This window comes from Micromonospora sp. PRAS1 (assembly GCF_059553435.1).
In genome coordinates this window covers 61,828-88,630 of the sequence record NZ_JCANNB010000028.1, presented here as the reverse complement: position 1 = coordinate 88,630, position 26,803 = coordinate 61,828, and the positions used below count along the sequence as shown (strand labels likewise).

Sequence of the window (26,803 nt, the reverse complement as noted above, 5' to 3'; positions counted from 1 at the left end):
GGTGTGGACCGGGGAGTCTGCGGTGAGTCGACCGGTGAGCGGCGGGCGGTCGGCGTCGCGTAGCCCTGGTGGTGAGTTGCCGGTGGGGCGGCGGGTGGCGTACTGGCGGGTGCGGCGGCGGATGTCGCAGCAGGTGTTCGCCGACCGGTTGGGCAAGTCGAAGAGTTGGGTGGACAAGGTGGAGCGGGGTGTGCGGGCGTTGGACAAGGTGTCCACCCTCGCGGACATCGCTGCGGTGTTGCGCATCGATCGGACGGTACTGCTCGGCCGTGACGTGCAGCCGGTTCAAGTGTGCGCGCGGATCGCCGGCGTGGAGCGGATACGGGCGGCGTTGTCGACCTACGACGTCGCGGTGGGGCGGCGGGGCCGGGATGTGCCGGCGGCGGCTGAGGTAGCGGCTGGTGTGCGGCATGCATGGAGCACGTTTCAGCATGCGCGGTATCCGCAGGTAATCGGCGGGTTGCCGGAGGTGCTGCTCGGCGCGCAGCACGGTTTCGCCCGCGAGTCGGGGGCAGGGCGCGTGCCGCTGGTGGAGGCGTACCGGGTGACCGCTTCACTGTTGGTGAAACTCGGTGCGGGTGAGTTGGCGTGGCTGGCCGCTGATCGGGCGATGAGTGTGGCGACCGGTGATGCGGTGTTGGTGGCTGCGGCGGCGGTGCAGTTGGGTCAGGTGCTGCTGGCCACCGGCCGCAACGGCTGCGCGGTGACGATGTTGCGGGCGGCGGCGTACCGGATTGCCTATCTGGCCCTCGACGGCGCTGCGGCGGAGCGTCTGTCGCTGTGCGGGGCGTTGCTGGTGCAGGCCGCGCTCGCGGCGGCCGGGCGCGGTGATGCGCGCGCCGCAGCTGATCTACTTGATGAGGCCGGCGAGTTGGCGGGCCGGGTGGGCGACGGGCACGACCACTACCGGACCGGGTTCGGGCCTGCCGCTGTGGCGGCGGCGCGCACTCTGGCGGCGGTGGAGGTGGGCGACGCGGCCGCAGCGATGGTCTGGCATCAGCGGACCGTTCGACGACCCGGCTGGGGATGGTTGCCCGCCGAGCATCGCGCCGCGCATCTGATCGACACCGCCCGCGCTCATCTTCAGGCCGACGACACCGTCAACGCCGCCTGGAGGCTGCTGGAAGCCGAACGTATCGCGCCTGCTGAAGTGCGGCACCGGCCGGCGGCCCACGACCTGCTCGCCCAGGTCACGCGCAGCCCGGACGCCCCGGCCACGATCATCCAACTCGCCGCCGCCTGCGGGGTATCGGGGGCATGACCGCGCCACGGCTGTCTCTGGCCCAGATCCTCAATCGGCTCGCCCTGACCGCCCGCCGGACCCTACGCGAGCACCAACCCGACCTCGACGGCACCTGCCCGACCTGCCGAGTGGCGGCATGCGCGGTGAGCGCTGCCGCCCGCAACGTGCTCGACGCCATCAAACGAATGCGCTGGCGCGATCCGGGTCATCACTGACTATGACGTGGGCAGTGGAGTGTCGGGGGTGGTGGTGAGGAGGTCGACCAGGGTGGCGTAGCGGGTGGTGAACGCCTGGGCGGAGGCGGGGCCGAACTGGTCGGTGTGGTGGTAGAGGAGGATCCGGGTGCCGCCGTCGACCGGGGCGAGGACGAGTTCCAACCGGAACCGGCTGCCGATCTCCTCGGGCAGGACCAGCTCGAAGTCGACGCCGCCCGCGTGGGCCCGCTGGTGGGGGTCGGGCATCATCTGGAACACCAGGTCGTCGACGCGTCCGCCGGTCGGAGTGAGCGCCGCGGTCGGGAGCAGTTGCAGCGGTAGCTCCTGGTGGGCGAAGGCACCCGACACGGTGGTGTGGGTGCGGGCCACCAGCTCGGCGAAGGTGCCGCGTACCTCGGTGCGCAGCAGCGCCATGGTGGCGAGGAAGCCGACCACGCCCTGCGTCCGCCGGTCCAGCCGGTTCGCGAACAGCGTCGCGACCACCACATCATGGTTGCCTGTGTACGCCGCGAGCTGCGCGTAGTAGACCGCCAGGAAGACCACGAACGGGGTGGTACGCAGCCGCTGCGCGAGGGCGGTGACCCGGGCGGTGATCTCGGGGGAGAGGTCGGCGCTGGCCAGTCCCGGCCGGGCGGCCTCGGGCGGGTCGGCGTCGCGTGCGGCCGGCAGGGTGAGGATCCGTGCCCCGTCGAGGCGGCGCCGCCAGTAGTCGCGTTGCCTGTCGAACCGTTGCCGCTCCGGCCCGCTGCCACTGGTCCCGGCGGTCTGTCGGGCCACGATGTCCTGGAAGGTGAGGTCCACCTCGGGCAGCGGGCGGCCCGCGTACAGCTCGCGCAGCTCGGCGTAGAGCACCCCGCAGGACCAGGCGTCGGTGACCAGGTGGTGCAGGTTGAGGCAGAGCACGTGCTCGGTGGCCGAGACGCGCCACAGCACGGCACGCCGGGTCTGCACCGCCGGGTCGAGCGGCCGGGCCAGCTCGGCGGCGAGGGCGGCGGGCAGCGCCTCCGGGCTGGCCAGCGCCACCTCCGGCAACTCCACTTCGGAGGGTTCGTGGATTACCTGCGCCAGTCGGTGGCCGCGCCCGGTGAAGGTGGTACGCAGTGAGTCGTGCCGGGCGACCAGCGCCGCGAGTGCGGCCCGGAGCCGGTCGTGGTCGAGCGGGCCGGTCAGGCGGCAGATCAACGGGCAGCTCAGCGTGGCGCCACGGTGGTGCCCGATCATCCAGAGCAGTCGTTGCCCGATCGAGGCGGGTCGCTGCCGCGCGTCGAGGGTGTCCATGGCTCAGCCGGCCAGCAACTCGGCGACGAGGGTGTCCCGATGGTGGGCGGCCGGCTCGTGGGCGTCGGCGATCCAGCGGGCCCGCCGGTAGTGCCGGTTGACTGGGCCGTCCCAGGTGAAGCCGTACGCCCCGTGTGTCTGGATCGCAGCCTCGCCGGCCCGGATCGCGGCCCGCTCGGCGGCGACCACCGCCGCCGCCGCGGACGCCGGCCCGGCATCGTCCGCGTCCAGGGCCCACGCGGCCCGGTAGACAAGCGAGCGGGCCAGCTCGATCGAGGCGTACGCGTCGACCAGTCGGTGCGACACCGCCTGGAAGCTGCCGATCGGGCGACCGAACTGGACCCGCTCGCGGGCGTACCCTGCGGCGTCGGTCACCATCGTCTGGGCGAGCCCGACCGCCTGAGCCGCCAGCTGCACCCAGGAGTTTTCCGGCGACCGGGCCGCGTCCGGGTGGTCGAGGATCCGCTCGGCGGGCGCGTCGGCAAGCGTGTAGCGGGCGTACCCGAACTCGGTGTCGATGCTTGTGGTGACCTCGGCCGGGGTCACCTCGAGAAGTTCGTAGACCCCGGCGGCCGGTCCGTCGTCGATGCTCACCAGCAGCGACGTCATGCCCTCGACGTAGGGGACCCGGTGCGCGGTGCCGCTGACCAGGCCGTCGGTCACGGTCAGCCGGCACCGGTCCGGCCGTGCGTGGGCCGTCGGCGCGGTGGGCGACCGCCCGGCCCACCGGTACGCCGGCAGCGCGTACGCCTGGGTGAGCAGCAGCGCCGCGAACCCGGTGGCGGCGGCGCAGCTCTCGCCGATCAGGGCGGTCTCCAGGGCCGGCAGCTCCGGATCGAGCCAGCCGAGTTCGGCCAGCCCGGACCAGCCCGGCGGGGCACCTGCGGCCACCTTCACCGCGACGTCGCGCAGCGCCTGCTGCTCGGTGGTGAGCGTGAAATCCATGCTGGCCCCGATCCTCGTCACCGGCTGCGGGGCAGGGCGAGGATCCGTTCGGCGACGATGTCGCGCAGGATCTCCGAGCTGCCGCCCTCGATGCTGTTCGCGCGGCTGCGCAGCTGTTCGCGTTCCCAGTGCGGCCGCCAGCGCTCGGCTGCCGGACGGTCGACGGCGTCCCGGAGCACCGCCAGGGCCAGCTCGGTGAGTTGCTGGTTCGCCTCCGACCAGCGGAGCTTGAGGACGGTGGATTCGGGCCCGGGAGAGTGGCCGTCGCCGAGCGCCCGGATGCTTGTCCAGCGTAGGCCCTGCGCCTCGACGTGCAGCGTGGCGAGCCGGTCCCGGACCACCGGATCGTCGCTGAGCCCGGCGGCGCGGATCGTCGTGGCGAGCAGGCGCAGTTGTCGTTCCAGCCGGGCGGTCAGGGTGAAGCCGAAGGTGCCCCGCTCGTGGGCGAGGGTGGTCATCGCCACCGACCAGCCGTTGCCGACTCCGCCGAGCACCTGACTGGCCGGCACCCGGACCCGGTCGAGGATGATCTCGCCGAACCCGGGCTCGCCGGTGAGTTGGCGTTGTGGACGGACCGTCACGCCCGGGGTTCGCAGGTCGAGCAGGAAGCAGGTGAGTCCCCGGTGCCGGCTGCTGCCCGGCTCGCTGCGCGCGAGCAGCAGGCACTCGTCGGCCACGGTGGCGTACGACGACCAGACCTTCTGCCCGTCGAGGACGAACTCGTCGCCGTCGGGCGTGGCCCGGGTCGCCACCGCGGCGAGGTCGGAACCCGCGCCCGGCTCGGAGAAGCCCTGGCACATAAGCGTCTCACCGGTCAGGATCCGGGGCAGGTACGCGTGCTGCTGATCCGGGGTGCCGACCGCGATGAGGGTCGGCCCGACCATGCCGAGACCGATCACGTTGACGTGCTCGCCGGCACCGGCCCGGGCCGTCTCCTCCAGGTAGATGGCCTGGTAACCGAGGGGGAGCCCCTGCCCGCCGTGTTCGCGCGGCCAGGTCAACCCGGCGTAGCCGGCGTCGTACAGGGCGCGCGCCCACCGCCGCGCGGTGTCGATGTCGGTGGCCTGTGGGCCGACCGGTTCGTCGTACCGGGCCGGCACGGTCGAGGTCAGCCAGTCGCGCAACCGGTGCCGGAACCGGGCTTCCTCCGGCGTGTCCCGTAGCTGCATGGAGTCTCCACGGTCGGCGTCAGGCGCGATCCAGTCTCGCCAAGAGAACCATGGCAGTCAATGCCGACGGAGGGCGCCGACTTGACAACATCGTTTTACGTCGATGAGATAAGGCGTGGCCGTGCACCTGCATTGGTTTCTGCCGTCCCACAGCGACGGCCGGGCCATCGCCCGGGTCGACGGGGAGATCGCCGAGGGCAGCGCGCTGGGCGCCCGCCGGGATCCCGACCTCGGCTATCTCACGCAGGTGGCCCAGGCCGCCGACCGGCTCGGCTTCGACAGCGTGCTGGTGCCCTTCGGCCTCTTCTGCGAGGACCCGTGGCTGGTGACCGCCGCACTGGCCCAGCAGACCCGGCGGCTCAAGTTCATGATCGCGCTACGGCCGGGGCTGATCTCCCCGACCCTGGTCGCGCAGCTCTGCGCCAGCACCCAACGCCTGACCGGCAACCGGCTCCTGCTCAACGTCGTCACCGGCGGCGACAGCGACGAGCAGCGACGCTACGGCGACTGGGCCGACCACGACAGCCGCTACGAGCGGACGGGCGAGCTGCTGACCATCCTGGACGGTACCTGGGACGGGGCCGCCTTCGACTTCGAGGGGGAGCACTACCGGGTGAAGGCGGCGCGGGTGATGCGGCCCAGTCCCCGCCCGGCGGTCTTCGTCGGCGGCTCCTCACCGGCCGCCCAACAGGTGGCGGCCCGACATGCCGACACCTACCTGGCCTGGGGCGAGACGCCCGAGCAGCTCCGCGCGTTGGTGACGGACTTCCGGGCCCGCACGACGGCGTACGGCCGGACAGTGCCGGTCGGTACGCGGTTCCACGTGATCAGCCGGGACACCGCAGCGGAGGCGTGGGCGGTGGCCGAGCGGATGCTCGCCGGGATGGACCCGGCGATGGTCGCGGCCGCCCAGTCCCGCTTCGCGCTCAGCGAGTCCGAGGGGCAGCGCCGGATGGCGGCGTTGCACGCGGCCAACCCGGGCCGGCTGGAGGTGGCACCCAACATCTGGGTCGGCTACAGCCTGCTGCGCCCCGGCGCCGGGGCGGCACTTGTCGGCAGCCACACCGAGGTTGCCGACCGGATCGAGGAACTGCACGGCCTCGGCATGGACCACCTCATCCTCTCCGGCCAGCCGCACCTGGAGGAGGCGTACTGGTTCGGTGAGGGCGTGTTGCCGATCCTCGCCGCCCGGGGCCTGCTGCCGGATGACTGAGCCGAGCGGCGAGCAGGCTGTGCCGGCCGGTGGCGAGCGGGCTGTGCCGGCCGGTGGCGAGCGGGCTGTGCCGGCCGGTGGCGAGCGGGCTGTGCCGGCCGGTGGCGAGCGGGCTGTGCCGGCCGGTGGCGAGCGGGCTGCGGCACCCGGCGGCGAGCGGCCTGCGGCGCTCGGCGGCGAGCGGGCTGTCTCGGCGGGTGGCGGGCGGTCCGGGGTGGTCGCCGACATCGAGCGGGTACAGGAGATCGCCGACTACATCGCGCCGCTGGCGCTGCGGATCGCCTGCACCTACGGGGTGGCCGACTGCCTCGTCGGCGGGCCGCGTCCGGTGGCCGGGATCGCCGCCGAGGTCGGGTTGCACGCCGAGACGCTGCGTCGACTGTTGCGGGTGCTGGCGATGCGGGGCGTGTTCACCGAGCCGGAGCCCGGGGTCTTCGCGCTGACCCCGCTGGCCCAACTGCTGCGCGGCGACCATCCGCTGTCGCTGCGCGACGCGTACCCGATGGTCGCGGCCGACCTGCGCGCGTGGGCCGGGTTGGAGGAGACCGCCCGCACCGGCACGGCGGCCTTCCCGCGCGAGCACGGCGCGGGCTACTACGCCTACCTGGCCGGGCAGCCGGAGGTGAGCCGGCGGGTGGACGCCTCCGTCGAGGCGCAGAACCGCCTCGTGATCCGTACGCTGATCCGGGCGTACGACTGGGCGAGCTGCGGCACCATCGTGGACCTCGGCGGCGGCACCGGCGTGTTCCTGGCCGCGCTGCTCGCCCGCTTCTCGCGGCTGCGCGGCATCCTGGTCGACCTGCCGCACGTGGCCGCCGCCGCGCCCCGGGTGCTGGCCGCGCGCGGGGTGTCCGGACGGGTCGTGGTGGTGGCCGGCGACTACTTCGCCACCATCCCGCCCGGCGAGGACACCTACCTGCTCAAGACCGTGCTGCACGACTGGACCGACGAGCACGCAGGGCGGCTGCTGCGTGCCGTCGCCACGGCGATGCGGCCGGACAGCCGTCTGCTGGTGCTGGAGGCGATCCTTCCCGACGGGGACGCCTACCACGTCGGCAAGCTGCTGGACCTGCACTCGCTGGTGCTGACCGGCGCACCCGACCGCTCCCGCGACCAACTGGTCACCCTGCTCCACCAGGCCGGCCTGGAGACCGTCTCGGTCACCCAGACCCCCACCCTCGCCGTCATCGCCGCCCGCCCCGCCCCCGCCCCCCACCAACGGGCTTGATCATGAAGTTATTGCCATGCCTGCCCGGCGTGGCGAGGCAATAACTTCATGATCAACGGGGGTCCGGCCCGGCCCGGCCGGGGGTCCGGCCCGGCCGGGCCGGGGGTGGGGTGGGGTGGGGTGTTAGCGGAGGAGGATGCCGGGGTCGCCGCCGGCGAGGGTGGCGCCGACGGCGCGCAGGAAGGAGCGGCCGGCCATCACGTGCTGGGTGGCGGCCTGGATGTCCCGCAGCCGGGCGGAGAGCGGGTGGCTGGTCTGCACCGACGAGCCGCCGGCCAGTTCGTACGCCCGGCCGGTCGCCTGGGCGGCAAGCGTGACCACGGTGTGCGCGCCGGCCCGCAGCGCCGCCTGGGCCAGCGGGTCCGGTGCCCGGTCCGGGTGCCAGGCGGTGGCGACCTGGCGGGCGAGCAGCGCACCGGCCGCCTCGCGCCACAGGTACGCCTCACCGAGCCGGTCCTGGAAGACCGGATCGTCGGCCAGGCGTACCCGCCCGAACGCCGGTCGCTTGCCGTCTCGGGCGAGCTCGGCGACGTCGGCCAGCGCGGCGCGGGCGATGCCGAGCGCAACGGCTGCCACGAAGAGTCCACCCTGGTCGCGGGCGGGTACCCGGTCCACCACCGGGTCCGGCGTGGACGGCAGCGCGTCGAAGGAGGTGGTCCGGGTGGTCGGGCAGTCGGTCCGGACCACCCGTACGTCGTGGCTGGCGGTGCCGCGCAGACCGACCGTGTGCCAGGTGTCGCGTACCTGCACGTCGCCGATGGGGAGCAGGACCAGGCGCAGCCGTGGTACGCCGTCGTCGTCGACGACCGGGCGGCCCCGGTGCACCACGATGCACTGGAGGTAGACCCAGTCGGCGGTGCTGACGCCGCTGAGGAACGGCCAGTCGCCGGTCACCCGCCAGTGCTCGTCGTACGCCTCGGCGCGGCCCTTCGGAGCGACCGCACCGGCCACCACCACGTCCGGGCCGGCCTGGTAGACCTCGGCGCACGCCTGCTCGGGGAAGTAGCGCAGCACCAGGTGGGCCAGGGTGGCCTGGGCCACGAACCAGCCGACCGAGCCGTTGGCGGCGGACACCTCCTCGATCACGTCCAGCGCCTCGGGCACCGTCAGCTCCGCGCCGCCGTACCGCTTCGGGGTGAGCATGCGCAGGCAGCCGGCCCCACGCAGCGCCGTGACGAGCGGCGCGGGCACGCTCCGTTCGGCGTCCACGGTCCCGGCCGCCGCGGCGATCCGCGGTGCCAGCAGCCGTACCTGGTCGAGGACGGAAGTCAACGGGCACCTCCGGCGGGCGGTGGCGGCAATTGTTTCCGGACTCTAGACCGCGCCGGCTCGGATGACCATCCATTGATACGGGGCTATCCTCGCGCGGGATGGCGCCGGTAGCCTCCGGCCATGCCCACGCTGTGGTCAGGCGCGCCGGTCGAGGTGCACATCAGCCCGACCTACGACGTCCGGGACGGGCGGGTCGCGGCCCTGTACGAGAACGCCAAGCTGCGGCAGTGGAACGCCTCGACCGACGTCGACTGGACCGTGCCGGTGCCCTACGGCAGCGCGCTGCCGGACGACTCGCGCTTCGCCATGGCCTCCTTCGGCGCCTCGCCGTTGGCGCGGCGCGGACGCGGGATGTGGGACACCTTTCGGTGGGAGTTGCAGACCTGGCTGATCAGCCAGTTCCTGCACGGTGAGCAGGCGGCGCTGGTGGTGGCGGCGCGGCTGATCGAGACCGTGCCGGACATCGAGTCGAAGACCTACGCGGCGAGCCAGGCCGCCGATGAGGCGCGGCACGTCGAGGTCTTCTCGCGCTACCTGCGGGAGTACGCGCCGGAGATCTACCCGATCACCGCGTCGCTGCGGGAACTGCTCGACGACATCCTGACCGATGCCCGGTGGGACGTCACCGCGCTCGGCATGCAGCTGATCGTGGAGGCGTTGGCGATGGCGGCGTTCCGGCTGGCCGACGGCACGTTCCACGACGACCTGATCAAGCAGATCACCCGGCTGGTCGCCCGGGACGAGGCACGGCACGTGACCTTCGGCGTGCTCACCCTCGACGGCATCTACGCCGACATGACGGCGGCGGAGCGCGCCGACCGGGAGGACATGGTGCTGGAGGCGGCGACGTTGATGCGTCGCCGATTTCTCATCGAGGACGTCTGGGAGCGCCTGGAGGTGCCCAGGGACGAGGGCGTGCGGTACGCGATCGCGGATCCGCTGATGATCAAGTACCGGCAGGCGCTGTTCGCCAAGGTCATCTCGGCGCTGCGGCAGGTCGGCCTCTTCACCCCACGGGTACGCGCCGGGCTGGACGGACTGGGACTGCTGGCCTTTGGTCCACATCGGATCAACGGTTCTGGCCATCGATGAGATCCACTGTTAGGGTGTCGAAAGCCGTCTATGCATGGCTGCGGCGCATTCAGCGGGAGGATCTGATGACTGCGGGGCGTCGAATCGTGGAGTGCGCTGGATGACCGCGAGCAGCGCGAATCCGGCCGCCGAAACGGCAGGCACCGCCGACATCGACACACTTCGCGCCGACATCGCCACCCACCTGGCGATCCCGCCGGAGCAGGTGGGCGATCACGACGACCTGCTCTACCTGGGCCTCGACTCGATCGGCGTGATGCGCCTGGCGAACCGCTGGCGCCGCTACGGCCCGGGGGCGACCTTCGCCGAGCTGATCGAGCGGCGCACCCTCGCCGAGTGGGCGGCTCTCGTCTTCGACCAGCCGCCCGCGTCGGGCACCACTGCGTCGGGCACCACTGCGTCGGGCACCACTGCGTCGGGCACCACTGCGTCGGGCACGACTGCACCGGGTGCGGCCGCGCCGGCCGCGACCGCCCCGGGCGCGATCGCGTCGAGTGGTGAGCCCTTCGCGCTCTCCACGATGCAGCACGCGTACTGGGTCGGTCGGGGCGACGGGCAGGTGCTCGGTGGGGTCGGTGCGCACTTCTACAACGAGTTTGACGGCGCCGGGGTGGACCCGGAGCGCCTCGACCGGGCCTGCCTGGCGCTTACCGTACGGCACGCCATGCTGCGCGCCCGGTTCCTCGACGACGGCCGGCAGCAGATCCACCCGGACGGCAGCTGGCCCGGGCTCACCGTGCACGACCTGCGTACCCTCGCCGGCCCGGAACTGGATCAGCGGCTGGCGGAGATCCGCGACCGCATGTCGCATGCGCGGCTCGCGGTCGAGCGCGGTGAGGTGCTGACCCTCGCCCTGTCGCTGCTGCCGGACGGGGCCTGCCGCATCCACCTGCACATCGAGATGCTGGTCGCGGACGCGGAGAGCTTCCGGATCCTGCTGCGCGACCTCGCCCAGCTCTACCGGCAGGACCGGCCCCTGCTGGCGCTGAGCTACGACTACCAGCGCTACCTGACCGACGTCGCGGCGCACCGGGACGCCGAGCGGGACCGGGTCCGGGACTACTGGCTGGCCCGGCTCGACACGATGCCGGCCGGGCCGCAACTGCCGCTGGCGGAACACGGCACGGACGCGCCCGCCTCCATGCGGCGCGGGCACTGGATCGACGCCGACGGTTGGCAGGCGCTCGGTGGGCACGCCCGGGGGCACGGCCTCACCCTCTCCATCGTGTTCCTGACCGCGTTCGTGGAGGTCCTCGCCGCCTGGAGCGAGCAGCCGAACTTCCTGGTGAACATCCCGCTCTACAACCGCGAGGAGGTGCACCCCGAGGTCGGTGACCTGGTCGGCGACTTCACCAACCTGGTGCTGCTGGAAGCGGACGCCAGCGCGCCGGCCACCTTCGTGCAGCGGGCCCGGGCGCTGCAGGAGCGGCTGCGCACCGACATCCAGCATGCCGCCTTCACCGGCGTCGACGTGCTGCGCGAACTGTCCCGGCGGGCCGGCACCCCGGTGCTCGCCCCGGTCGTCTTCACCAGCGCGCTCAGCCTCGGCGAACTCTTCGCCGACGACGTACGGCAGTGCTTCGGGCGTCCCGGGTACACCATGTCGCAGACCCCGCAGGTCTGGCTTGACGTGCAGGTCACCGAGCGCGAGGGCGGCCTCTTCGTCAACTGGGACTCGGCCGAACGGCAGTTCGCCGACGGGGTGCTGACCGCCATGTTCGCGGCCTACACCGCCCTGCTGGAGCGGCTCACCGACCGACCGGAGAGCTGGACCGTACCCGTCGACGGGCTGCTTCCGGCGGCCCAACGGGAGGTACGCCGACGCGTCAACGACACCGCAGGCCCGGTGCCGGCGGACCCGATCCACGTGCCGGTCTTCGCGTGGGCCGCCAGCGAACCGGACGGCCTCGCGCTGCTCTGGGGCGACGACGGCCGGATGAGCCGGGGCGAGTTGGCGCACCGGGCCCGCTGCGTCGCGGCCCGGCTTGTGGAGCACGGCGTCGCCGCCGGTGACCTGGTCGCGGTCTGCCTGCCGAAGGGACCGGACCAGGTGGTCGCGGTGCTCGGCGTGCTGGCCGCCGGAGCCACCTACGTGCCGGTCGGTCCGGACCAGCCGGCCCGGCGTCGGGACCGCATCCTCGACGACGCCGGGGTACGCGTCGCCGTCGCAGCGGCCGGCAGCACGCTCCCGGTGCCCGTGGTCGACCCGGCCGCCGCGGTGACCGTCGGCCGGCCCGTCGAGCGGCCGGCCGAACCGGATCCGGGACAGCCCGCGTACGTCATCTTCACCTCCGGCTCGACGGGCACCCCGAAGGGCGTGGTGGTCAGCCACCGGGCCGCCGCCAACACCATCGAGGCGCTCAACCGGCGGTTCGACATTGGCCCCGCCGACCGGGTGCTCGCGGTGTCGGCGCTCGACTTCGACCTCTCCGTGTACGACATCTTCGGGCTGCTCGGCGCGGGCGGCGCGGTGGTGCTTGTCGGCGAGGCCGAGCGGCGGGCACCTGAGGCGTGGGCGACGCTGGTCCGGCGGCGCGGCGTCACGGTCTGGCAGTCCGTGCCCGCCCTGCTGGACATGCTGCTGACCGTGCCGGCCGATCTCGGCGACACCCCGCGCCTGGCGATCGTCGGCGGCGACTGGGTGGACCCGCGCCTGCCCGAGCGGTTCACCGGCCGCTTCCCGGGCGCCCGGTTCGCCGGCCTCGGCGGCACCACCGAGGCGGCGATCCACTCGACCGTCTGCGAGGTCGACGCCTCGCCCGGCCACTGGCGCTCGGTGCCGTACGGGAGGCCCCTGCCGAACGTGCGCTGCACGGTGACCGACGCGCGCGGCTACGACCGGCCCGACCTGGTCACCGGTGAGCTGTGGATCGGCGGGGTCTCGTTGGCCGACGGCTACCTCGGTGACCCGGCCCGTACGGCGAGCCGGTTCGTCACCCGGGCCGGCCAGCGCTGGTACCGCACCGGCGACCTGGCCCGCTACTGGCCGGACGGCACCATCGAGGTGCTCGGCCGCACCGACCAGCAGGTGAAGATCCTCGGGCACCGGATCGACCTCGGCGAGGTGGAGGCGGCGCTGCTGGCACACCCGGGGGTGCGGCTGGCGGTCGCGACCGTACTCACCGGTGCCAGCGCCCGGCTGGCCGCAGCCGTGGCCACCGCCGACGTGCACCCCGGCGAGCTGCGGGACTTCGTCGCCGACCGGCTGCCGGCGGCGATGGTGCCGGTCCGGATCGAGGTCCGGCCGGAGTTGCCGCTGTCGCCGAACGGCAAGCTCGACCGGGCTGCGGTCCGGGACCGGATCCTCGCCGAACCGACCGGCGAACAGGGTCGGGCGTCCGGTGTGGCCGCACCGCGCGGCCCCGTCGAAACGGCGGTCGCCACGGTCTGGTCGGCGATCCTCGGTGTACCGGAGATCGGTCGCGACGACAACTTCTTCCTGCTCGGCGGCGACTCGCTGCTGGCCACCCGGATCATCGCGCGGCTGCCGGCCGCCGGTGTCGTCGGTGCCGGCCTGAGCGACCTGCTGACCCGGCCGACGCTTGCCGGGTTCGCCGCGCGGCTGCGCCTGGCCACCGCCGTCGCCGCACCGGCCGCGCTTCCCGCCGACCCGGAACACCGCTTCGACCCCTTTCCGGCGACCGACGTGCAGCGGGCCTACTGGCTGGGGCGCGGCGACGAGTTCGCCCTCGGCGGCGTCGGCTCGCACTGGTACTGGGAGTTCGACGGCACCGACGTCGACATCGCGCGGCTGGAGCGGGCGTTCAACACGCTCATCGACCGCCACGACATGCTGCGGGTGGTGTTCGAGCCCGACGGCCGGCAGCGGGTGCTGCCCAGCCTGCCGTGGCAGCCGGTCACCGTACATCCGGCGGACACCCCGCTGGCGGCGCTGCGCGCGGCGGCCTCCACCCGCATCCCCGACCCGGCCAGCGCACCACCGGTGCACATCTGGGCCCGCAGCGCCGACGGGCAGACCCGGATCGGCTTCAGCTTCGACTACATCGCGCTCGACGCGTTCAGCATCGTGTCCTTCTTCGGCGAACTCGCCACGCTCTACCGCGATCCGCAGGCCGCGCTGCCGCCGGTCGGCATCACCTTCCGCGACTACGTGACCGGCGTGATGATCCCCGCCGACGAGCGGCAGGCCGCCGAGGCGTACTGGTCGCAGCGGTTGGACGAGATCCCCGGACCACCGGAGCTGCCGTTGCGGGTCGACCCGGCTCAGTTGCCGGCGCCGGTGTTCCGCCGCCGCTCGGCGCGGATCGGACCGGAGCAGTGGCGGTCGATCACCGCCCAGTGCCGGGCGTCCGGCGTGACTCCGGCCGCGGTGCTGCTCACCGCGTACGCCGAGACGCTCTCCGCGTGGAGCGGCGGCGGGGCGTTGACCGTCAACCTGACCCTGTTCGACCGGCGCGACGTGCATCCCGACATCGACCGGGTGTTCGGCGACTTCACCTCGCTGCTGCTCGTCGCCCACCAACCGGCACCAGGTGAGGCCCTGCTGGACAGCGTACGGCGGGTGCAGCGGCAGATGTGGGCGGACATGGAACACCGGGCCGCCTCCGGGATCTGGGTGATGCGTGAACTCGGCCGCCGGGCCGGCCGGGCCATGGCCGGCATGCCTGTGGTGTTCACCAGCGCCCTCGGGCTCTCCGGCGAGTTGACCGGCATGACGTTCCCCTTCGGGGAACTGGTCTGGGGCATCTCCCAGACGCCGCAGGTCTGGCTGGACTGCCAGGTGATGGAGCAGGACGGCGGGTTGGCGGTCAACTGGGACGCCGTCGAGGATCTGTTCCCCACCGGAGTGCTGGACGCCATGTTCGCCGCGTACGTCGAACTTATCCACCGGCTCGCCGGGCCGGCCTGGTCGATGCCGGTGCCGGCGCTGCTGCCGGCGGCGCAGCGGCAGGTACGGACCGGAGTCAACGCGACAACCGCCGAGCGCGCCGACCGACCGCTGCACGCCGACTTCTTCGCCACCGCCGGGGCCCACCCGGAGCGGGTAGCGCTGCTCGGCCCCGGCCCGACCGAGCGCGTGACGTACGGCGACCTCGCCACCCGGGCGCTGCGCTTCGCCGGCCGGCTCGCCGCCGCCGGCCTGGCCCCGGGTGATCCGGTCGCGGTGACCCTGCGTCGGGGCGTCCGCCAGGTGGTGGCCGTGCTCGGCATCCTCGCGGCCGGCGGTGTCTACGTGCCGGTCGGGCTCGCCGCGCCGCCGGCCCGCCGGCACGACATCTACCGCGACGCGGGCGTGCGCCTGGTCGTCATCGACGCCGACCCCGCCCCCGAGGCGGCCGGCTTCACCGCGCCCGAGGCGGCTGCCGGCCCCGCCCCCGAGGCGGATGGCGCGCTGCCCGAGACTGGCGACGGCTCCGAGGCGGCCGGGGGCGGTTGGTCCGTCCTGGCGATCGGCGACGACGACACCGAGCCGGACGGGCGGCTTGCCGGCGGGCCGGTGTCTGCCGATCCGGCCGGGCTGGCCTACGTCATCTACACCTCCGGCTCCACCGGCGCCCCGAAGGGTGTCGAGATCGAGCATCGGGCCGCCGTCAACACCCTCGACGACCTGGTCAGCCGGGTCGCCCTCGGCCCCGACGACCGGGTGCTGGCGGTCTCCGCGCTCGACTTCGACCTCTCCGTCTTCGACATCTTCGCGCTGCTCGGCGTGGGCGGCGCGGTGGTGCTGCTGGACGAGGCACGCCGCAGCGAACCCACCGCCTGGCTGCGGGCGGTCGCCGAGCACGGCGTCACGATCTGGAACTCCGTGCCGGCGCTGCTGGACATGGCGCTGGTCACCGCGGCGGCGACCGGGGAGCGGCTGGCCGGTCTGCGGGTCGCGCTGGTCTCCGGCGACTGGGTCGGGCTCGACCTGCGCGAACGCTTAACCGCGGCCGGGGGCGGTCGGCTGATCGCGCTCGGCGGGGCCACCGAGGCGGCGATCTGGTCAAACGCCTACGAGGTGACCGGCGTACCGGCCGACTGGCGCTCCGTCCCGTACGGCTTCCCGCTGCGTAACCAGCGGTTCCGGGTCGTCGACGAACGCGGCCGGGACTGCCCGGACTGGGTCGGCGGCGAGTTGTGGATCGGCGGGACCGGTGTGGCCCGTGGCTACCGCAACGACGCGGAGCGGACCGCCCGGCAGTTCGTCAGCGTCGACGGTGAACGCTGGTACCGCACCGGCGACCAGGGCCGTTACTGGCCCGACGGCACGTTGGAGTTCCTCGGCCGCCGGGACTCCCAGGTCAAACTCGGCGGGCACCGGCTCGAACTGGGCGAGGTCGAGGCGGCGCTGCGGACACATCCCGGTGTCGCCGCCGCGCTCGCCGCGGTCACCGGCCAGGGCGTCGCCCGCCAACTGGTCGCCGGCATCGTGGCGGAACCCACCGCCGGCCCGGTCGACGTCGACGCGGTCGTCGCGGCAGCGGCGCGCCGGCTGCCCGAGTACGCGGTACCGGCGCGGGTCGTGCTCCTCGACGCGCTGCCGCTGACCGGCAACGGCAAGGTGGACCGGGTACGCCTCGGCGAGCTGGTCCGGGCCCCCGGTACCGCACCGGACGAGGGACCGGCGACCGCGCTGGAGAAGGAGTTGGCCGGGCTCTGGGAGCGGCTGCTCGACGTGCGTGGCGTCGGCCGGGACACGAACTTCTTCGCCATCGGTGGCGACAGCATCACCGCCACCCGTCTCGTGGCCGAGCTGCACCGCCGCTTCGGCGTGGAGATCGCGCTGCGCCACCTGATGGACGCCGCCACGGTCGAGCGGCTCGCCGCCGTCGTCGCGCAGCGGTACGACGAGGCCGACATCGAGGACGGCGTGCTGTGACCACGGCAGGCGCCCGGCGCCGGAAGGGATGCGGATGAGCGACGCGCGGACGCTGCTGGCCGATCTCGAGGCGCTCGGCATGCACTTCTGGGAGGAGCAGGGCCAGCTGCGCTTCCGTGGCCCCCGGGGGGTGTTGACCGACGAGCGCAAGGCCCTGCTCACCGCCCACAAGCCGGCCATCCTGGAACTGCTCGCGGGCCCTCCGAGCGGCGTCGCCGCGGACCCGCAGACCCGGCACGATCCGTTCCCGCTGACCGACGTGCAGAGCGCCTACCTGCTGGGACGCGGTGAGGCGTTCGCCTTCGGCGGGGTCGGCTGCCACGGGTACGGCGAGATCTGCTTCGCCGAGCTGGAGCCGCGCCGGCTGGAGACCGCGGTGAACGAGCTGATCGCCCGGCACGACATGCTGCGCGCGGTCGTCGCCGACGACGGTACGCAGCGGGTGCAGGCGGCGGTGCCGCACTATCCGGTCCCGGTGACCGATCTGCGGGACGCGACAGGTGAGCAGGCCGAGGCCGCTGTCGCCGGTATCCGCGCCACCCTCGACCATCGGGTGTACCGGCCCGGGCAGTGGCCGCTGTTCGGCCTGGCGTTGACCCGTACGCCAAGCGGTGACGTGCTGCACCTCTCGATCGACTTCCTGATCTGTGACTTCGCCAGCATCCAGGTGCTGCTCTCGGACCTGTGGCAGCTCTACGTCGGCAAGCGGCTGCCCGAACTGCCGTACACGTTCCGCGACTACCTGCGGCACGACCGGGCGCAGACCGACCCGGCCACCCGGACCCGGGACCGGGACTACTGGCTGGGCCGGATCGACGAGCTGCCGCCGGCACCGGAGCTGCCGCGCGTCTCCACCGGCGACGGCGTACCGCGTTTCCGCCGCTGGGACACGGTGCTCGACCGGGCCGAGACGGCCGCGTTGCGGGCCGCCGCCGGGGCTGCCGGAGTCAGCGTGTCGACTGCCGTGCTGGCCGCGTACACCGAGGTCATCGGGGCGTGGAGCCGGCATCCCCGGTTCAGCGTCACGGTCACCCTGCTCGACCGCAAACCGTACGACCCGCAGGTCGCCCGGCTGGTCGGCGACTTCACCTCGGTCACCCTGCTCGGGGTGGACACCGGCGACGCCGAGGCCAGCTTCGCCGAGCGGGCGGTACGCCTCCAGGCGTCGCTCTGGGCGGACCTGGCGCACCGGACGTTCAGCGGCATCGAGGTGGTCCGCGAACTCGGGCGGCGACGCGGCGCGGCGGGTGCGCTGATGCCGATCGTCTTCACCAGCGCGATCGGGCTCGGCGACCAGGCCGACGCGCTCGGCGGCGAGCTGCGGGCCGGGGTGAGCCAGACCCCGCAGGTCTGGATCGACTGCCAGAACATCGAGCGCGACGGCTGCCTGGCCACCAACTGGGACGTGCGGGAGGGGGTCTTCCCGGACGGCCTGGTCGACGACATGTTCGACGCGTACGTCGCGTTGCTGCGGGCACTGGCGAACGGTGGTGCCGGGGCCGGCTCGGCGTGGTCCGCGCGTTCCCCGGTCGGACTGCCACCGACCCAGGCGGTGGTCCGGGCCCGGGTCAACGACACCGCCGGTCGGCTGCCCGAGGCCCGGCTCACCGACGGTTTCGTGGCGCGGGCGCAGCGCGACCCGCAGCGTACCGCCGTGCTCGTCGGTGGCCGGTCGTACTCGTACGGCGAACTGCTCGACCGGGCCCACCGGGTCGCCGCCGAGCTGCGCCGCCGTGGCCTGGCCACCGGCGACCTGGTGGCGGTCGTCCTGGACCGGGGCATCGACCAGCTCGCCGGGGTGCTCGGCACGCTGCTCGCCGGTGGCGCCTACCTGCCGATCGACACCGGGCAGCCGCAGCCCCGCCGGGCCGCCATCCTCGCCGACGCGGACGCGCGCTGGGTGCTGGCCGACGGGTCGGTGCCAGGCGCCGTGTCCGTCGACGGGCTGCCGGCCGCCAGCCCGGTCACCGTCGAGCCGCCGGTCACCCCGGACTCCGTCGCGTACGTCATCTACACCTCCGGCTCCACCGGCTCGCCGAAGGGCGTGGTGGTCAGCCACCGGGCCGCGTGGAACACCATCGACGACCTAAACGAGCGGTACGCCGTCACCGCCGACGATCGGGTGCTCGCCCTCGCCAGCCTCGGTTTCGACCTCTCCGTCTACGACATCTTCGGGCTGCTCGCGGCGGGCGGTGCGCTCGTCGTACCCGACCCGGAGCGGCACAACGACCCGTCCCACTGGGCCCAGCTATGCGTCGAGCACCGGGTCACGGTCTGGAACTCGGTCCCGGCCCAGCTGCACATGCTCGCGCAGTACCTGCGGTTGCCCGGCGCACTGCTGCCGGCGACGCTGCGCCTGGCCCTGCTCTCCGGCGACTGGATCCCGGTCAACCTGCCGGACGAGGTGCGCGGCCGGCTCCCCGGCCTGCGGGTGGTCGGGCTGGGCGGCGCCACCGAGGCCGCCATCTGGTCGATCGCCCACCCCGACGCCGCCGCGCCGGAGGGCTGGCCGAGCATCCCGTACGGCACTCCGCTGCGTAACCAGACCTTCCACGTGCTCGACGCGGGGTTGCGGGACCGGCCGGACTGGGTGACCGGTGAGCTGTTCATCGGCGGGGCCGGGCTCGCCGAGGGCTACCTGGGCGACCCGGAGCGCACCTCGGCCCGCTTCGTCCACCGGCCCGGCACCGGCGATCGGCTCTACCGCACCGGCGACCTCGGCCGGTACCGGCCGGGCGGGCTGATCGAGTTCCTCGGCCGCGAGGACCAGCAGGTGAAGATCCGTGGCCACCGGATCGAGCTGGCCGAGATCGAGAGCGTACTGACCGACCATCCGGCTGTGGGCGCCGCGGTCGTGGTGCCGGTCGGTGAGCCGCCGTTGGGCCGGCGCCTGGTCGCCGTGGTCGAGCCGGCGACGTCGGCACAGTCCACCGTGGTCGACGTGGTGGACGCCGTCGCGCCGGCCACCGAGGCGGCGGACGCGGTGCTGGCCGACGTGGACCAGGCTGGCTACCTGAGCTACGCCCGGGCGCTGGACGCCGCCGCGCTCGGCGCGATGCTGGACACCCTGCGCGCGGCCGGCCTGTTCCGGGTGGTCGGGCAGCCGCACGAGCTGGCCGAGGTGCTCGCCGAGCTGCGCGCCGCGCCGCGCCACGCGCGGCTGGTCCGGCGCTGGCTGGCCGCCCTGACCGAGAACGGCATCCTGACCGAGACCGCCCTGACCGAGAACGGCATCCTGACCGAGACCGCCCTGACCGAGAACGGCATCCTGACCGAGACCGCGCCGACCCTAGGCGCTGATTTCACCGGGGTCGCGCTGACTGGTGGCGGCGAGGTGGCGACCGCGCCCCGCGCCTGGGCACTGGCCGCGCCACAGCCCGACGGGCTCACCGCGAGCCGCTGGGCCGAGGTCGACCGCCTGGTGCCGGCCGGCGAGGCGCGGCTGGCGGCGTACTTCCGGGCCAGCAACGACCTGCTGCCGCAGCTGCTGCGCGGCGAGGCCGATCCGCTGGCGCTGCTCTTCCCCGGTGGTCGCGCGGACGTGGCGGCGAACCTGTACGAGGAGGCGCTCTTCAACCGCTGGGTCAACCGCGCCGCCGGCCGGATCGTGGCGGCGCTGGCCGACCGGCACCCCGGCCGTCCACTTCGGATCCTGGAGGTCGGTGCCGGTGCCGGCGGCACCACCGCCGCCGTGCTCGCCGCGCTCGGCGACCGGCCGGTGGACTACCTCTACACCGACCTGTCCGGGTACTTCCTCGGGTTGGGCCGACAGCGGTTCGCCGACCGCGCCGGCCTGCGGTTCGCGCTGCTCGACCTGGACACCGACGACCCGGCGAGCTGGCCGTCGGGCCGCTACGACGTGGTGCTCGCCGGTGACGTGCTGCACGCCAGCACCGACGCCGCCCGGGCCACCGCCCGGCTGCGGGAGCTGCTCGCCCCCGGCGGGCAGCTGGTCTTCCTGGAGATGACCCGGGAGCACTACCAGATCATGACGTCCCTGGAGTTCCTGGTCCGGCTGGACGAGGCGGCGGGCGACTTCACCGACGTGCGCCGGGACAGCACCGCCACCTTCCTCACCCAGCGGCAGTGGTCCGAGGTGGTCACCGGGCTCGGCGGCACCATCCGGGCCGTGCTGCCGGCGACCGGCACGCTCCTGCACGAGCTGGGCATGCACCTCTTCGTCGCGGATTTCCCGGGCGGGCGCGCCCAGGTCGACCCGGCCGAGCTGACCGCGCACCTGGCGGCGCGGCTGCCCGGCTACATGGTGCCGGCCGACATCGTGCTCACCGACCGCATCCCGCTCGGCGCCACCGGCAAGGTCGACCGGGCCGCGCTGGCCCGTAGCCACGCCCGGCTCGGCCGGGCAGAGCCGGCGGCCACGCCGGAACCCACCCGCGCTTCGGGCGAGGCGGCCGGGGAGGCCGATCCGATCGCCGCCCTCTGGGCCGAGGTGCTCGAGGTCGAACACGTCGGCCCGGACGACGACTTCTTCACCCTGGGCGGCGACTCGCTGCGCGCGGCGCAACTCGTCGGCCGGATGATCGAGACCGTTCCCGAGCTGGGCTCGGCCTTCTTCGACGAACTGTTGCAGCTGATGATGGAGTCGCGCACCATTCGCGCGTTCCGGGCCGGCCTGGACCGGACCCGGTCCGCCGAGCCGCCACCAGCCGAGGCGCTCGCCCCGGCGACACCGGCCGGGCCGGTGCCTATCGGCGGGGACCAGGCCGCCGCGACCGCGTACGCGCTGGTGCCGACGGAGGGCGACCCGGACGAGACGCTCGTCGCTCGGCTCGCCCGCGACGGTGCCGTGTACGCGCTGGCCCCGGCGGCCGGCCCACCCGGGTACGCGGAGCAGGTCGCCGCCATCGCGGGGCGGCTGAACCTGGTCGGGGTCGGCGCGGGAGCCGTCGACGCGGTGCAAACCGCGCGGTTGGTGCTGGAGAGCGCGGTCACCGCCGAGCGGTTCGACCGGCTGATCCTGGTCGAGCCGGAGGTGGCCGAAGGCACCCCGCTCGACCTCTACAGCGGCGACCTGACGGTCCTCTGCCCGGCCTCGGCGGCGCAGCGGCAGCGTACCTTCTGGGAGGGCGTCTGCCTCGGCGACGTGGACGTCCTCGACCACCCCGCGCCGGCAGCACGATGATCGGCGTGGTCGGCGCCGGTGGCGCGGTCGGCCGGGTGGTCACCGCACGACTCGCCATGGCCGGGCATCAGGTGCGGGCCGGTGCCCGCAAACCCGCCGAACTGGCAGCGGTCCCACCGGGCGGATCGCCGGTCGACCGGGTGCCGGTCGACATCGACGATCCGGCGACCCTGCGCCGGTTCTGCGAAGGCTGTGCGGTGGTGGTGAACTGCGCCGGCCCGGCGGTGCGGATCGGGGCCCGGGTGGCGGCCGCCGCGACCGCGACCGGCGCGGACTACGTCGACGCGGCGGGCGACGCCACGCTGGCGGCGGCGGTCAGCGAGGTCTGCGGCGACCGGCGCGCGGTGCTCTCGGCCGGGCTCAGCCCGGGCCTGTCCGAGCTGCTGCCCCGGTATTTCGCCGGCCGCCTGCCGGTGCCGCCGCGCCGGCTGACCGGCTGGCACGCCAGCCGGGACCGATTCGCCCCCGCTGCGGCGGCCGACTATCTCGCCGCGACCGCCGGAGACTTCGGCGTCGCCGGTGGCGCGTGGCGCGACGGCGCGGTGGTCGCCACCGAAGCCGCCCCGGTCGCCACCGCCCGGGTCCCGTTCGTCCCCGACCCGGTGACCCTCTTCGCGTACCTGCCGGCGGCGGCGGTGCGGATCGCCCACGAGCTGGAGCTGGCGGCGCTGGACTGGTTCAACGGCTTCGCCGGGGAGCACGTGGTGCGGGCGCTGGCGGCCGGTGGCGACCCGGAGGGTGCGGTGCAGCTGCTGCTCCGGGCCGCCGAGCTGGACCTCTTCGGCGGCGAGGCGTACCAGATCCTGGTGCTGCGGGCCGAGGACCGCACCGGCGGCGTCCGGGGCCTGGTCGTGCACGGCCGGGACGCCTCCCGGATCACCGGCGAGGTCGCCGCGTACGCGGCCGAGGTGGTGCTGCGCGGGCAGGTCCCGGCCGGCGTCCAGCACGCCGGCTTCGCGCTCGACCCAGGCGGCACCGTCGACGCGCTGCTCGCGGCGGGGGCGCTGGTTTCGGTCGTGCCGATCGACGGCGACCCGTGTGCCGACGACGCCACCGAGGACGGTGCCCTGTGACCACTCCGGACGCCACCGCCCGCCCCGACAGCGCCACCGCTCGCCCCGACAGCGCCACCGCTCGCCCCGACAGCGCCACCGGTCCGCGCGACAGCGCCGCCGGGGTGACAACCGGTCGGCCGCCGCTGCGGGTGGTGGTGTGCGGGTCGAAGTTCGGGCAGGTCTACCTGGAGGCGTTCGCCCGGGGCCGCTCCGACCTCACCCTGGCCGGCGTGCTCGGCCGGGGCAGCGCGCGGACCCGGGCCTGCGCCGACCGGTACGGCGTACCGGTCTTCACCGACGTGGACCAGATACCGGCGGAGGTGGACGCGGCGTGCGTGGTGGTCCGGGGCGGGTTGCTCGGCGGCCCCGGCGTGCAGCTGGCCCAGCGGCTGATGGCCCGGGGCGTGCACGTGCTCCAGGAGCATCCGCTGCACCACGACGAGTTGGCCGCCTGCCTGCGCCAGGCGCGCCGGGCCGGGGTGGTGTACCGGCTCAACCCCTTCTACACGCACACCGAGCCGGTGCGCCGGTTCCTCGCCGCCGCCCGGGAACTGCTGCGCCACCAGAGCGCCCAGTACGTGGACGCGGCCTGCGGCTTCCAGGTCGCGTACGCGCTGCTGGACATCATCGGCAGCGCGCTCGGTCGGGTCAGCCCGTGGGCGTTCGCGGCGGCACCACCGGTGCCGGAGCCGATCCGGGCGATCGCCACGGCGACCGCGCCGTTCCGGACGCTCGACGGTGTCATCGGCGGCACACCGGTCACCATCCGCGTGCAGAACCAGATGGACCCGGCCGACCCCGACAACTACGCGCACCTGCTGCACCGGGTCACCCTCGGCACCGAGGGCGGCAACCTCACCCTGGTCGGTACGCACGGCCCGGTGATCTGGTCACCGCGACCCGACTTCCCGCACGACGTACGCTCCGAGCAGGCCGCGCCGCACTTCGCCGGCCCGGCGACCGCCCAGACCCACCTGGACCTGCCCAGCGCCGGGGTGATCGGACCGGCCGGCACGCCCAGCTACCACCAGATCTTCCGGCAGACCTGGCCGGACGGGGTCGGGTACGCGCTGGCCGACCTGCGCGCGGCGATCGACGCGGGGGAGAATCCGCTGAGCCGGGGCCAGTACCACCTGACGCTCTGCCAGATGTGGCAGGACATCACCGCAAGGCTGGGGCCGCCGGAGCTGGTGCACGGCACGTCGTCGCAGCCGCTCGGGCCGGACGCGGTGGCCGCGCTGGCCCGGGCGGCGGAGGCGGTGTGATGAGCGCGAACCGGTGGCTGATGCGGTTCGTGCCGCGCCCGGACGTCCCGCTGCGCCTGGTCTGCCTGGCCCACGCGGGCGGCAATGCGGTCTTCTACCGGCAGTGGGCGCACGCGCTGGCACCCGCGGTCGACGTGGTGGCGGTGCAGCTGCCCGGCCGGCTGGACCGCGTCGCCGAGCGGGCCGAAACCGACCTGCTGACTGCCGTCGACGCGATCGGCACCGCGATCCGGGCAGACGGTGCGGGGCCGGTCGCCCTGTTCGGGCACAGCATGGGTGCCCTGCTCGCCTACGAACTGGCCCGTCGACTGCCGGCCGTCGGCAACCCGGTACGTCACCTGATGGTCTCCGGCCACGGCGGCCCCCGCCGGGCGGCACGGCAGCGGCTGCACCAGGCTCCAGCGGCGCAGCTCTGGCAACACGTGACCTCCCTCAACGGCACCGATCCGGCGGTGGTGGAGCATCCGCACCTGCGGGAACTGGTGCTGCCCACCCTGCGCGCCGACTACCGGATGGTGGAGGAGTACGCGTGGCATCCGGGGCCGGCGTTGTCCTGCCCGCTCACCGGTTTCACCGGCACCGAGGACCCGGAGGTGACGCCGGAGGAGATGGCCCGGTGGGCCGAGGAGACCAGCGGCCCGTTCCGGCTGCACCGGTTTCCCGGCGACCACTTCTACCTGGTGCCGGAACGCGCGGCGGTGCTGGCCGCGGTGACCGCCGCGATCGACGCCGGCGCCCGGTCGGCCGGGATCGGCTAGGGAGGCGACGTGGCCCGGGACCAACCGGCGATGGTGGACCTGCTGCTGCGGGTGCAGGAGTTGGCCGACTACATCGTGCCGTTCGCCATCCGCGCGGTCTGCGAACTGCGCGTGGCCGACCTGCTGGTGGCCGGGCCGAGGCCGGTCGAGGAACTCGCCGCCGAGACCGGGGCGCACGCGCCGACGCTGGCCCGGGTGCTGCGTACGCTGGCCAGCAAGGAGATCTTCGCCGAGCCGCGACCACGGGTGTTCGCCCTGACCCCGGCTGCGGAGCTGTTCCGGGGCGACCATCCGCTGTCGCTGCGCGACGCGTACCCGCTGATGGCGGTTAACTTCGAGGCGTGGGCGCACTTCGAGCACACGATCCGCACCGGGGAACCGGCGTTTCCGCACGTGCACGGCGTCGGGTACTACGAGCACCTGGCCGCCCACCCGCACGACAGCGTCCGGTTCGACCGCATCCAGCGGGCCGGCAACCGGCTGGAGTTGCGGGCGATGTTGCCCGCGTACCCGTGGCGGGAGCTGGCGAGCGTGGTCGACGTCGGCGGCAGCGACGGGGCGTTCCTGGCCGGGTTGCTGCGCCGGCACCGGCGGATGACCGGCACACTTGTGGAGCTGCCGCACGTCGCGCGGTGGGCGCCCGAGGTGTTCGCCGCGGCCGGGGTGGCCGACCGGGCCACGGTGGTGGCGGCCGACTTCTTCGCCGACCTGCCCGCCGGGCACGACGCATACCTGCTCAAGCGTGTGGTCTACGACTGGCCGGACGCGGACGCCGCCCGGTTGCTGGCCACGGTGCGGGCCGCGATGCGGCCGGAGAGCCGGGCCCTGCTGCTCGAACCGGTCGTCGCCGACCGGGCCGACCTGCGGATCAGCAAGACCTACGACCTGCTGAGCCTGGCCATGCTCGGTGGCCGGGCGCGCACCGTCGACGAGCTGACCGAACTCTGCGCCGGCGCGGGGCTGCGGGTCGTCCGCACCGTCGACACCACCATGTTCCCGATCATCGAGGCGGTCCCGTCGTGACGAACACCCCGCCGCCCGGTGCGGCCTTCGCGGTCCGGCTCTGGCTGGCCTGCCTGGCGACCCAGGAACTGCTCACCATGTACCTGGGCGTCCGGCTCGGGCTCTACGCCGAGCTGGCCGAACGCGGTCCGGCCACGGTGGACGAACTCGCCGCCCGCACCGGCTACGCCCACCGCTACCTGCGCGAGTGGCTGGAGCAGCAGGCGGTCGCCGGAATCCTCGGCTGCGACGACGGCCCGGACCGGCGGTACGCGCTCGGACCGGGCCAGCGGGAGGTGCTTATCGAGTCCGACTCGCCACTGTCGCTGGCCGCGATGGCGATCCTCCCGGTCGGCGGCGTCGCCGGGGCGTTGCCCGAGCTGCTGAAGGCGTTCCGCACCGGTGACGGGGTGCCGGACGCCGCCTTCGGCGAGGACTGGCGTACCGGCCACTCCGGAGCGAACCGGGCGTTGTTCCGGCACTCCCTCGTCGGCTGGATCGCCCGACACCTGCCCGAGCTGCACGACCGGTTGCGTAGTACCCCGTCCCGGGTGGCCGACCTGGGCTGCGGCGCGGGCTGGGCGGCGATCGCCCTGGCCACCGCGTATCCGCTCGCCTGGGTGCAGGGCTTCGACGTGGACGAGCCGACGCTCGCGGACGCGACCGAGCACGCCGTGCGGGCCGGCCTGGCCGACCGGGTCACCTTCGAGGCCCGCGACTGCGCCACGCCACCGGAGACGGGCGTCTTCGATCTCGTCTGCGTCTTCGACGCCCTGCACGAACTCGCCGAGCCGGTGGCGGTGCTGGCCAGTGCCGCCGCGATGCGCGCCCCCGGCGGCCAGGTGCTGGTGATGGATGCCAAGGTCGCCGACGAGTTCACCGCCCCGGCCGACGAGGTCGAGCGCTTCCAGTACGCCACAAGCGTGCTGCACTGCCTGCCCGCCTGCCTCAGCGGACCTCGGTCGGCCGGGACGGGCACCGTGATGCGCGCGGACACGGTGCGTGCGTACGCCGCGCAGGCGGGTTTCCACCAGGTGCGGACGCTCGACGTCCCGGACCGCTTCCACCGCTTCTACCTGCTGACCTGATCCGCCGCGCGCGA

Annotated in this window: 16 protein-coding genes; 12 read left to right on the top strand and 4 right to left on the bottom strand. The window is 73.9% G+C overall.

Annotated features, from left to right (window positions below; all coding sequences use genetic code 11):
• A partial coding sequence (locus tag AC507J_RS23495; RefSeq protein WP_496291345.1) for a helix-turn-helix domain-containing protein occupies positions 1-1,261 on the top strand: 1,261 nt, incomplete at its 5' end.
• Entirely contained in the window at positions 1,258-1,458 is a 201-nt protein-coding gene (locus AC507J_RS23490; protein ID WP_496291344.1) for a hypothetical protein, read from the top strand. The genes AC507J_RS23495 and AC507J_RS23490, both read left to right, overlap by 4 nt.
• On the opposite strand, the gene AC507J_RS23485 is transcribed toward AC507J_RS23490, so the two are convergent.
• Genes AC507J_RS23485 through AC507J_RS23475 form a run of 3 tightly spaced genes read right to left on the bottom strand, consistent with a single transcriptional unit; the run spans position 1,459 to position 4,850 of the window.
• On the bottom strand, positions 1,459-2,736 hold the full coding sequence (locus AC507J_RS23485) for a condensation domain-containing protein (RefSeq protein ID WP_496291343.1): 1,278 nt from the start codon (positions 2,734-2,736) through the stop codon (positions 1,459-1,461).
• 3 nt (positions 2,737-2,739) lie between these two features.
• Positions 2,740-3,681: an acyl-CoA dehydrogenase family protein gene (locus tag AC507J_RS23480; RefSeq protein WP_496291342.1), complete on the bottom strand. Its 942-nt coding sequence runs from the start codon at positions 3,679-3,681 to the stop codon at positions 2,740-2,742.
• A gap of 17 nt (positions 3,682-3,698) precedes the next feature.
• The gene (locus AC507J_RS23475) at positions 3,699-4,850 is read right to left on the bottom strand and encodes an acyl-CoA dehydrogenase family protein (RefSeq protein WP_496291341.1); all 1,152 of its coding nucleotides are present in this window, start codon (positions 4,848-4,850) and stop codon (positions 3,699-3,701) included.
• 115 nt (positions 4,851-4,965) lie between these two features.
• On the opposite strand from AC507J_RS23475, the gene AC507J_RS23470 reads away from it, so the two are divergent.
• Together AC507J_RS23470 and AC507J_RS23465 are read left to right on the top strand one after the other, a co-directional pair.
• Positions 4,966-6,063 carry an LLM class flavin-dependent oxidoreductase gene (locus AC507J_RS23470; RefSeq protein ID WP_496291340.1) on the top strand — a complete coding sequence of 366 codons (1,098 nt, stop codon included), beginning with the start codon at positions 4,966-4,968 and terminating at the stop codon, positions 6,061-6,063.
• Positions 6,056-7,291 carry a methyltransferase gene (locus tag AC507J_RS23465; protein ID WP_496291339.1) on the top strand — a complete coding sequence of 412 codons (1,236 nt, stop codon included), beginning with the start codon at positions 6,056-6,058 and terminating at the stop codon, positions 7,289-7,291. Before AC507J_RS23470 ends, AC507J_RS23465 begins: the two co-directional genes overlap by 8 nt.
• 123 nt (positions 7,292-7,414) lie before the next feature.
• Here AC507J_RS23465 and AC507J_RS23460 read toward each other — a convergent pair whose 3' ends face one another.
• A complete protein-coding gene (locus tag AC507J_RS23460) occupies positions 7,415-8,563 on the bottom strand; it encodes an acyl-CoA dehydrogenase family protein (protein WP_496291338.1) in 1,149 nt (382 codons plus the stop codon).
• 120 nt (positions 8,564-8,683) lie between these two features.
• On the opposite strand from AC507J_RS23460, the gene AC507J_RS23455 reads away from it, so the two are divergent.
• The 8 genes from AC507J_RS23455 (at position 8,684) to AC507J_RS23420 (ending at position 26,789) form a co-directional block, all read left to right on the top strand.
• Complete coding sequence (locus AC507J_RS23455) at positions 8,684-9,655, top strand: ferritin-like domain-containing protein (protein WP_496291337.1); 972 nt, start codon at positions 8,684-8,686, stop codon at positions 9,653-9,655.
• Positions 9,656-9,755: 100 nt separating this feature from the next.
• Entirely contained in the window at positions 9,756-16,478 is a 6,723-nt protein-coding gene (locus AC507J_RS23450; RefSeq protein WP_496291336.1) for an amino acid adenylation domain-containing protein, read from the top strand.
• A gap of 34 nt (positions 16,479-16,512) precedes the next feature.
• Positions 16,513-21,621 (top strand): non-ribosomal peptide synthetase, encoded by a 5,109-nt coding sequence (locus tag AC507J_RS23445; protein ID WP_496291335.1) that lies wholly within the window; start codon positions 16,513-16,515, stop codon positions 21,619-21,621.
• Positions 21,618-22,694 carry a saccharopine dehydrogenase NADP-binding domain-containing protein gene (locus tag AC507J_RS23440; RefSeq protein ID WP_496291334.1) on the top strand — a complete coding sequence of 359 codons (1,077 nt, stop codon included), beginning with the start codon at positions 21,618-21,620 and terminating at the stop codon, positions 22,692-22,694. The genes AC507J_RS23445 and AC507J_RS23440 overlap by 4 nt, the downstream gene beginning before the upstream one ends.
• Positions 22,691-23,941 (top strand): Gfo/Idh/MocA family oxidoreductase, encoded by a 1,251-nt coding sequence (locus AC507J_RS23435; RefSeq protein ID WP_496291333.1) that lies wholly within the window; start codon positions 22,691-22,693, stop codon positions 23,939-23,941. The genes AC507J_RS23440 and AC507J_RS23435 overlap by 4 nt, the downstream gene beginning before the upstream one ends.
• Entirely contained in the window at positions 23,941-24,699 is a 759-nt protein-coding gene (locus tag AC507J_RS23430; protein WP_496291332.1) for a thioesterase II family protein, read from the top strand. The genes AC507J_RS23435 and AC507J_RS23430 overlap by 1 nt, the downstream gene beginning before the upstream one ends.
• 9 nt (positions 24,700-24,708) lie before the next feature.
• Positions 24,709-25,722 carry a methyltransferase gene (locus AC507J_RS23425; protein WP_496291331.1) on the top strand — a complete coding sequence of 338 codons (1,014 nt, stop codon included), beginning with the start codon at positions 24,709-24,711 and terminating at the stop codon, positions 25,720-25,722.
• Complete coding sequence (locus AC507J_RS23420) at positions 25,719-26,789, top strand: class I SAM-dependent methyltransferase (RefSeq protein WP_496291330.1); 1,071 nt, start codon at positions 25,719-25,721, stop codon at positions 26,787-26,789. The genes AC507J_RS23425 and AC507J_RS23420 overlap by 4 nt, the downstream gene beginning before the upstream one ends.
• The last annotated feature ends 14 nt before the right edge of the window (positions 26,790-26,803 follow it).

Bases quoted from the DNA above. Each gene is read 5' to 3' on its own strand.
- AC507J_RS23490 (WP_496291344.1), top strand. From the start codon at position 1,258: ATGACCGCGCCACGGCTGTCTCTGGCCCAGATCCTCAATCGGCTCGCC.
- AC507J_RS23430 (WP_496291332.1), top strand. From the start codon at position 23,941: ATGAGCGCGAACCGGTGGCTGATGCGGTTCGTGCCGCGCCCGGACGTC.
- AC507J_RS23440 (WP_496291334.1), top strand. From the start codon at position 21,618: ATGATCGGCGTGGTCGGCGCCGGTGGCGCGGTCGGCCGGGTGGTCACC.
- AC507J_RS23455 (WP_496291337.1), top strand. From the start codon at position 8,684: ATGCCCACGCTGTGGTCAGGCGCGCCGGTCGAGGTGCACATCAGCCCG.
- AC507J_RS23475 (WP_496291341.1), bottom strand. From the start codon at position 4,850: ATGCAGCTACGGGACACGCCGGAGGAAGCCCGGTTCCGGCACCGGTTG.
- AC507J_RS23480 (WP_496291342.1), bottom strand. From the start codon at position 3,681: ATGGATTTCACGCTCACCACCGAGCAGCAGGCGCTGCGCGACGTCGCG.
- AC507J_RS23450 (WP_496291336.1), top strand. From the start codon at position 9,756: ATGACCGCGAGCAGCGCGAATCCGGCCGCCGAAACGGCAGGCACCGCC.
- AC507J_RS23465 (WP_496291339.1), top strand. From the start codon at position 6,056: ATGACTGAGCCGAGCGGCGAGCAGGCTGTGCCGGCCGGTGGCGAGCGG.
- AC507J_RS23445 (WP_496291335.1), top strand. From the start codon at position 16,513: ATGAGCGACGCGCGGACGCTGCTGGCCGATCTCGAGGCGCTCGGCATG.
- AC507J_RS23485 (WP_496291343.1), bottom strand. From the start codon at position 2,736: ATGGACACCCTCGACGCGCGGCAGCGACCCGCCTCGATCGGGCAACGA.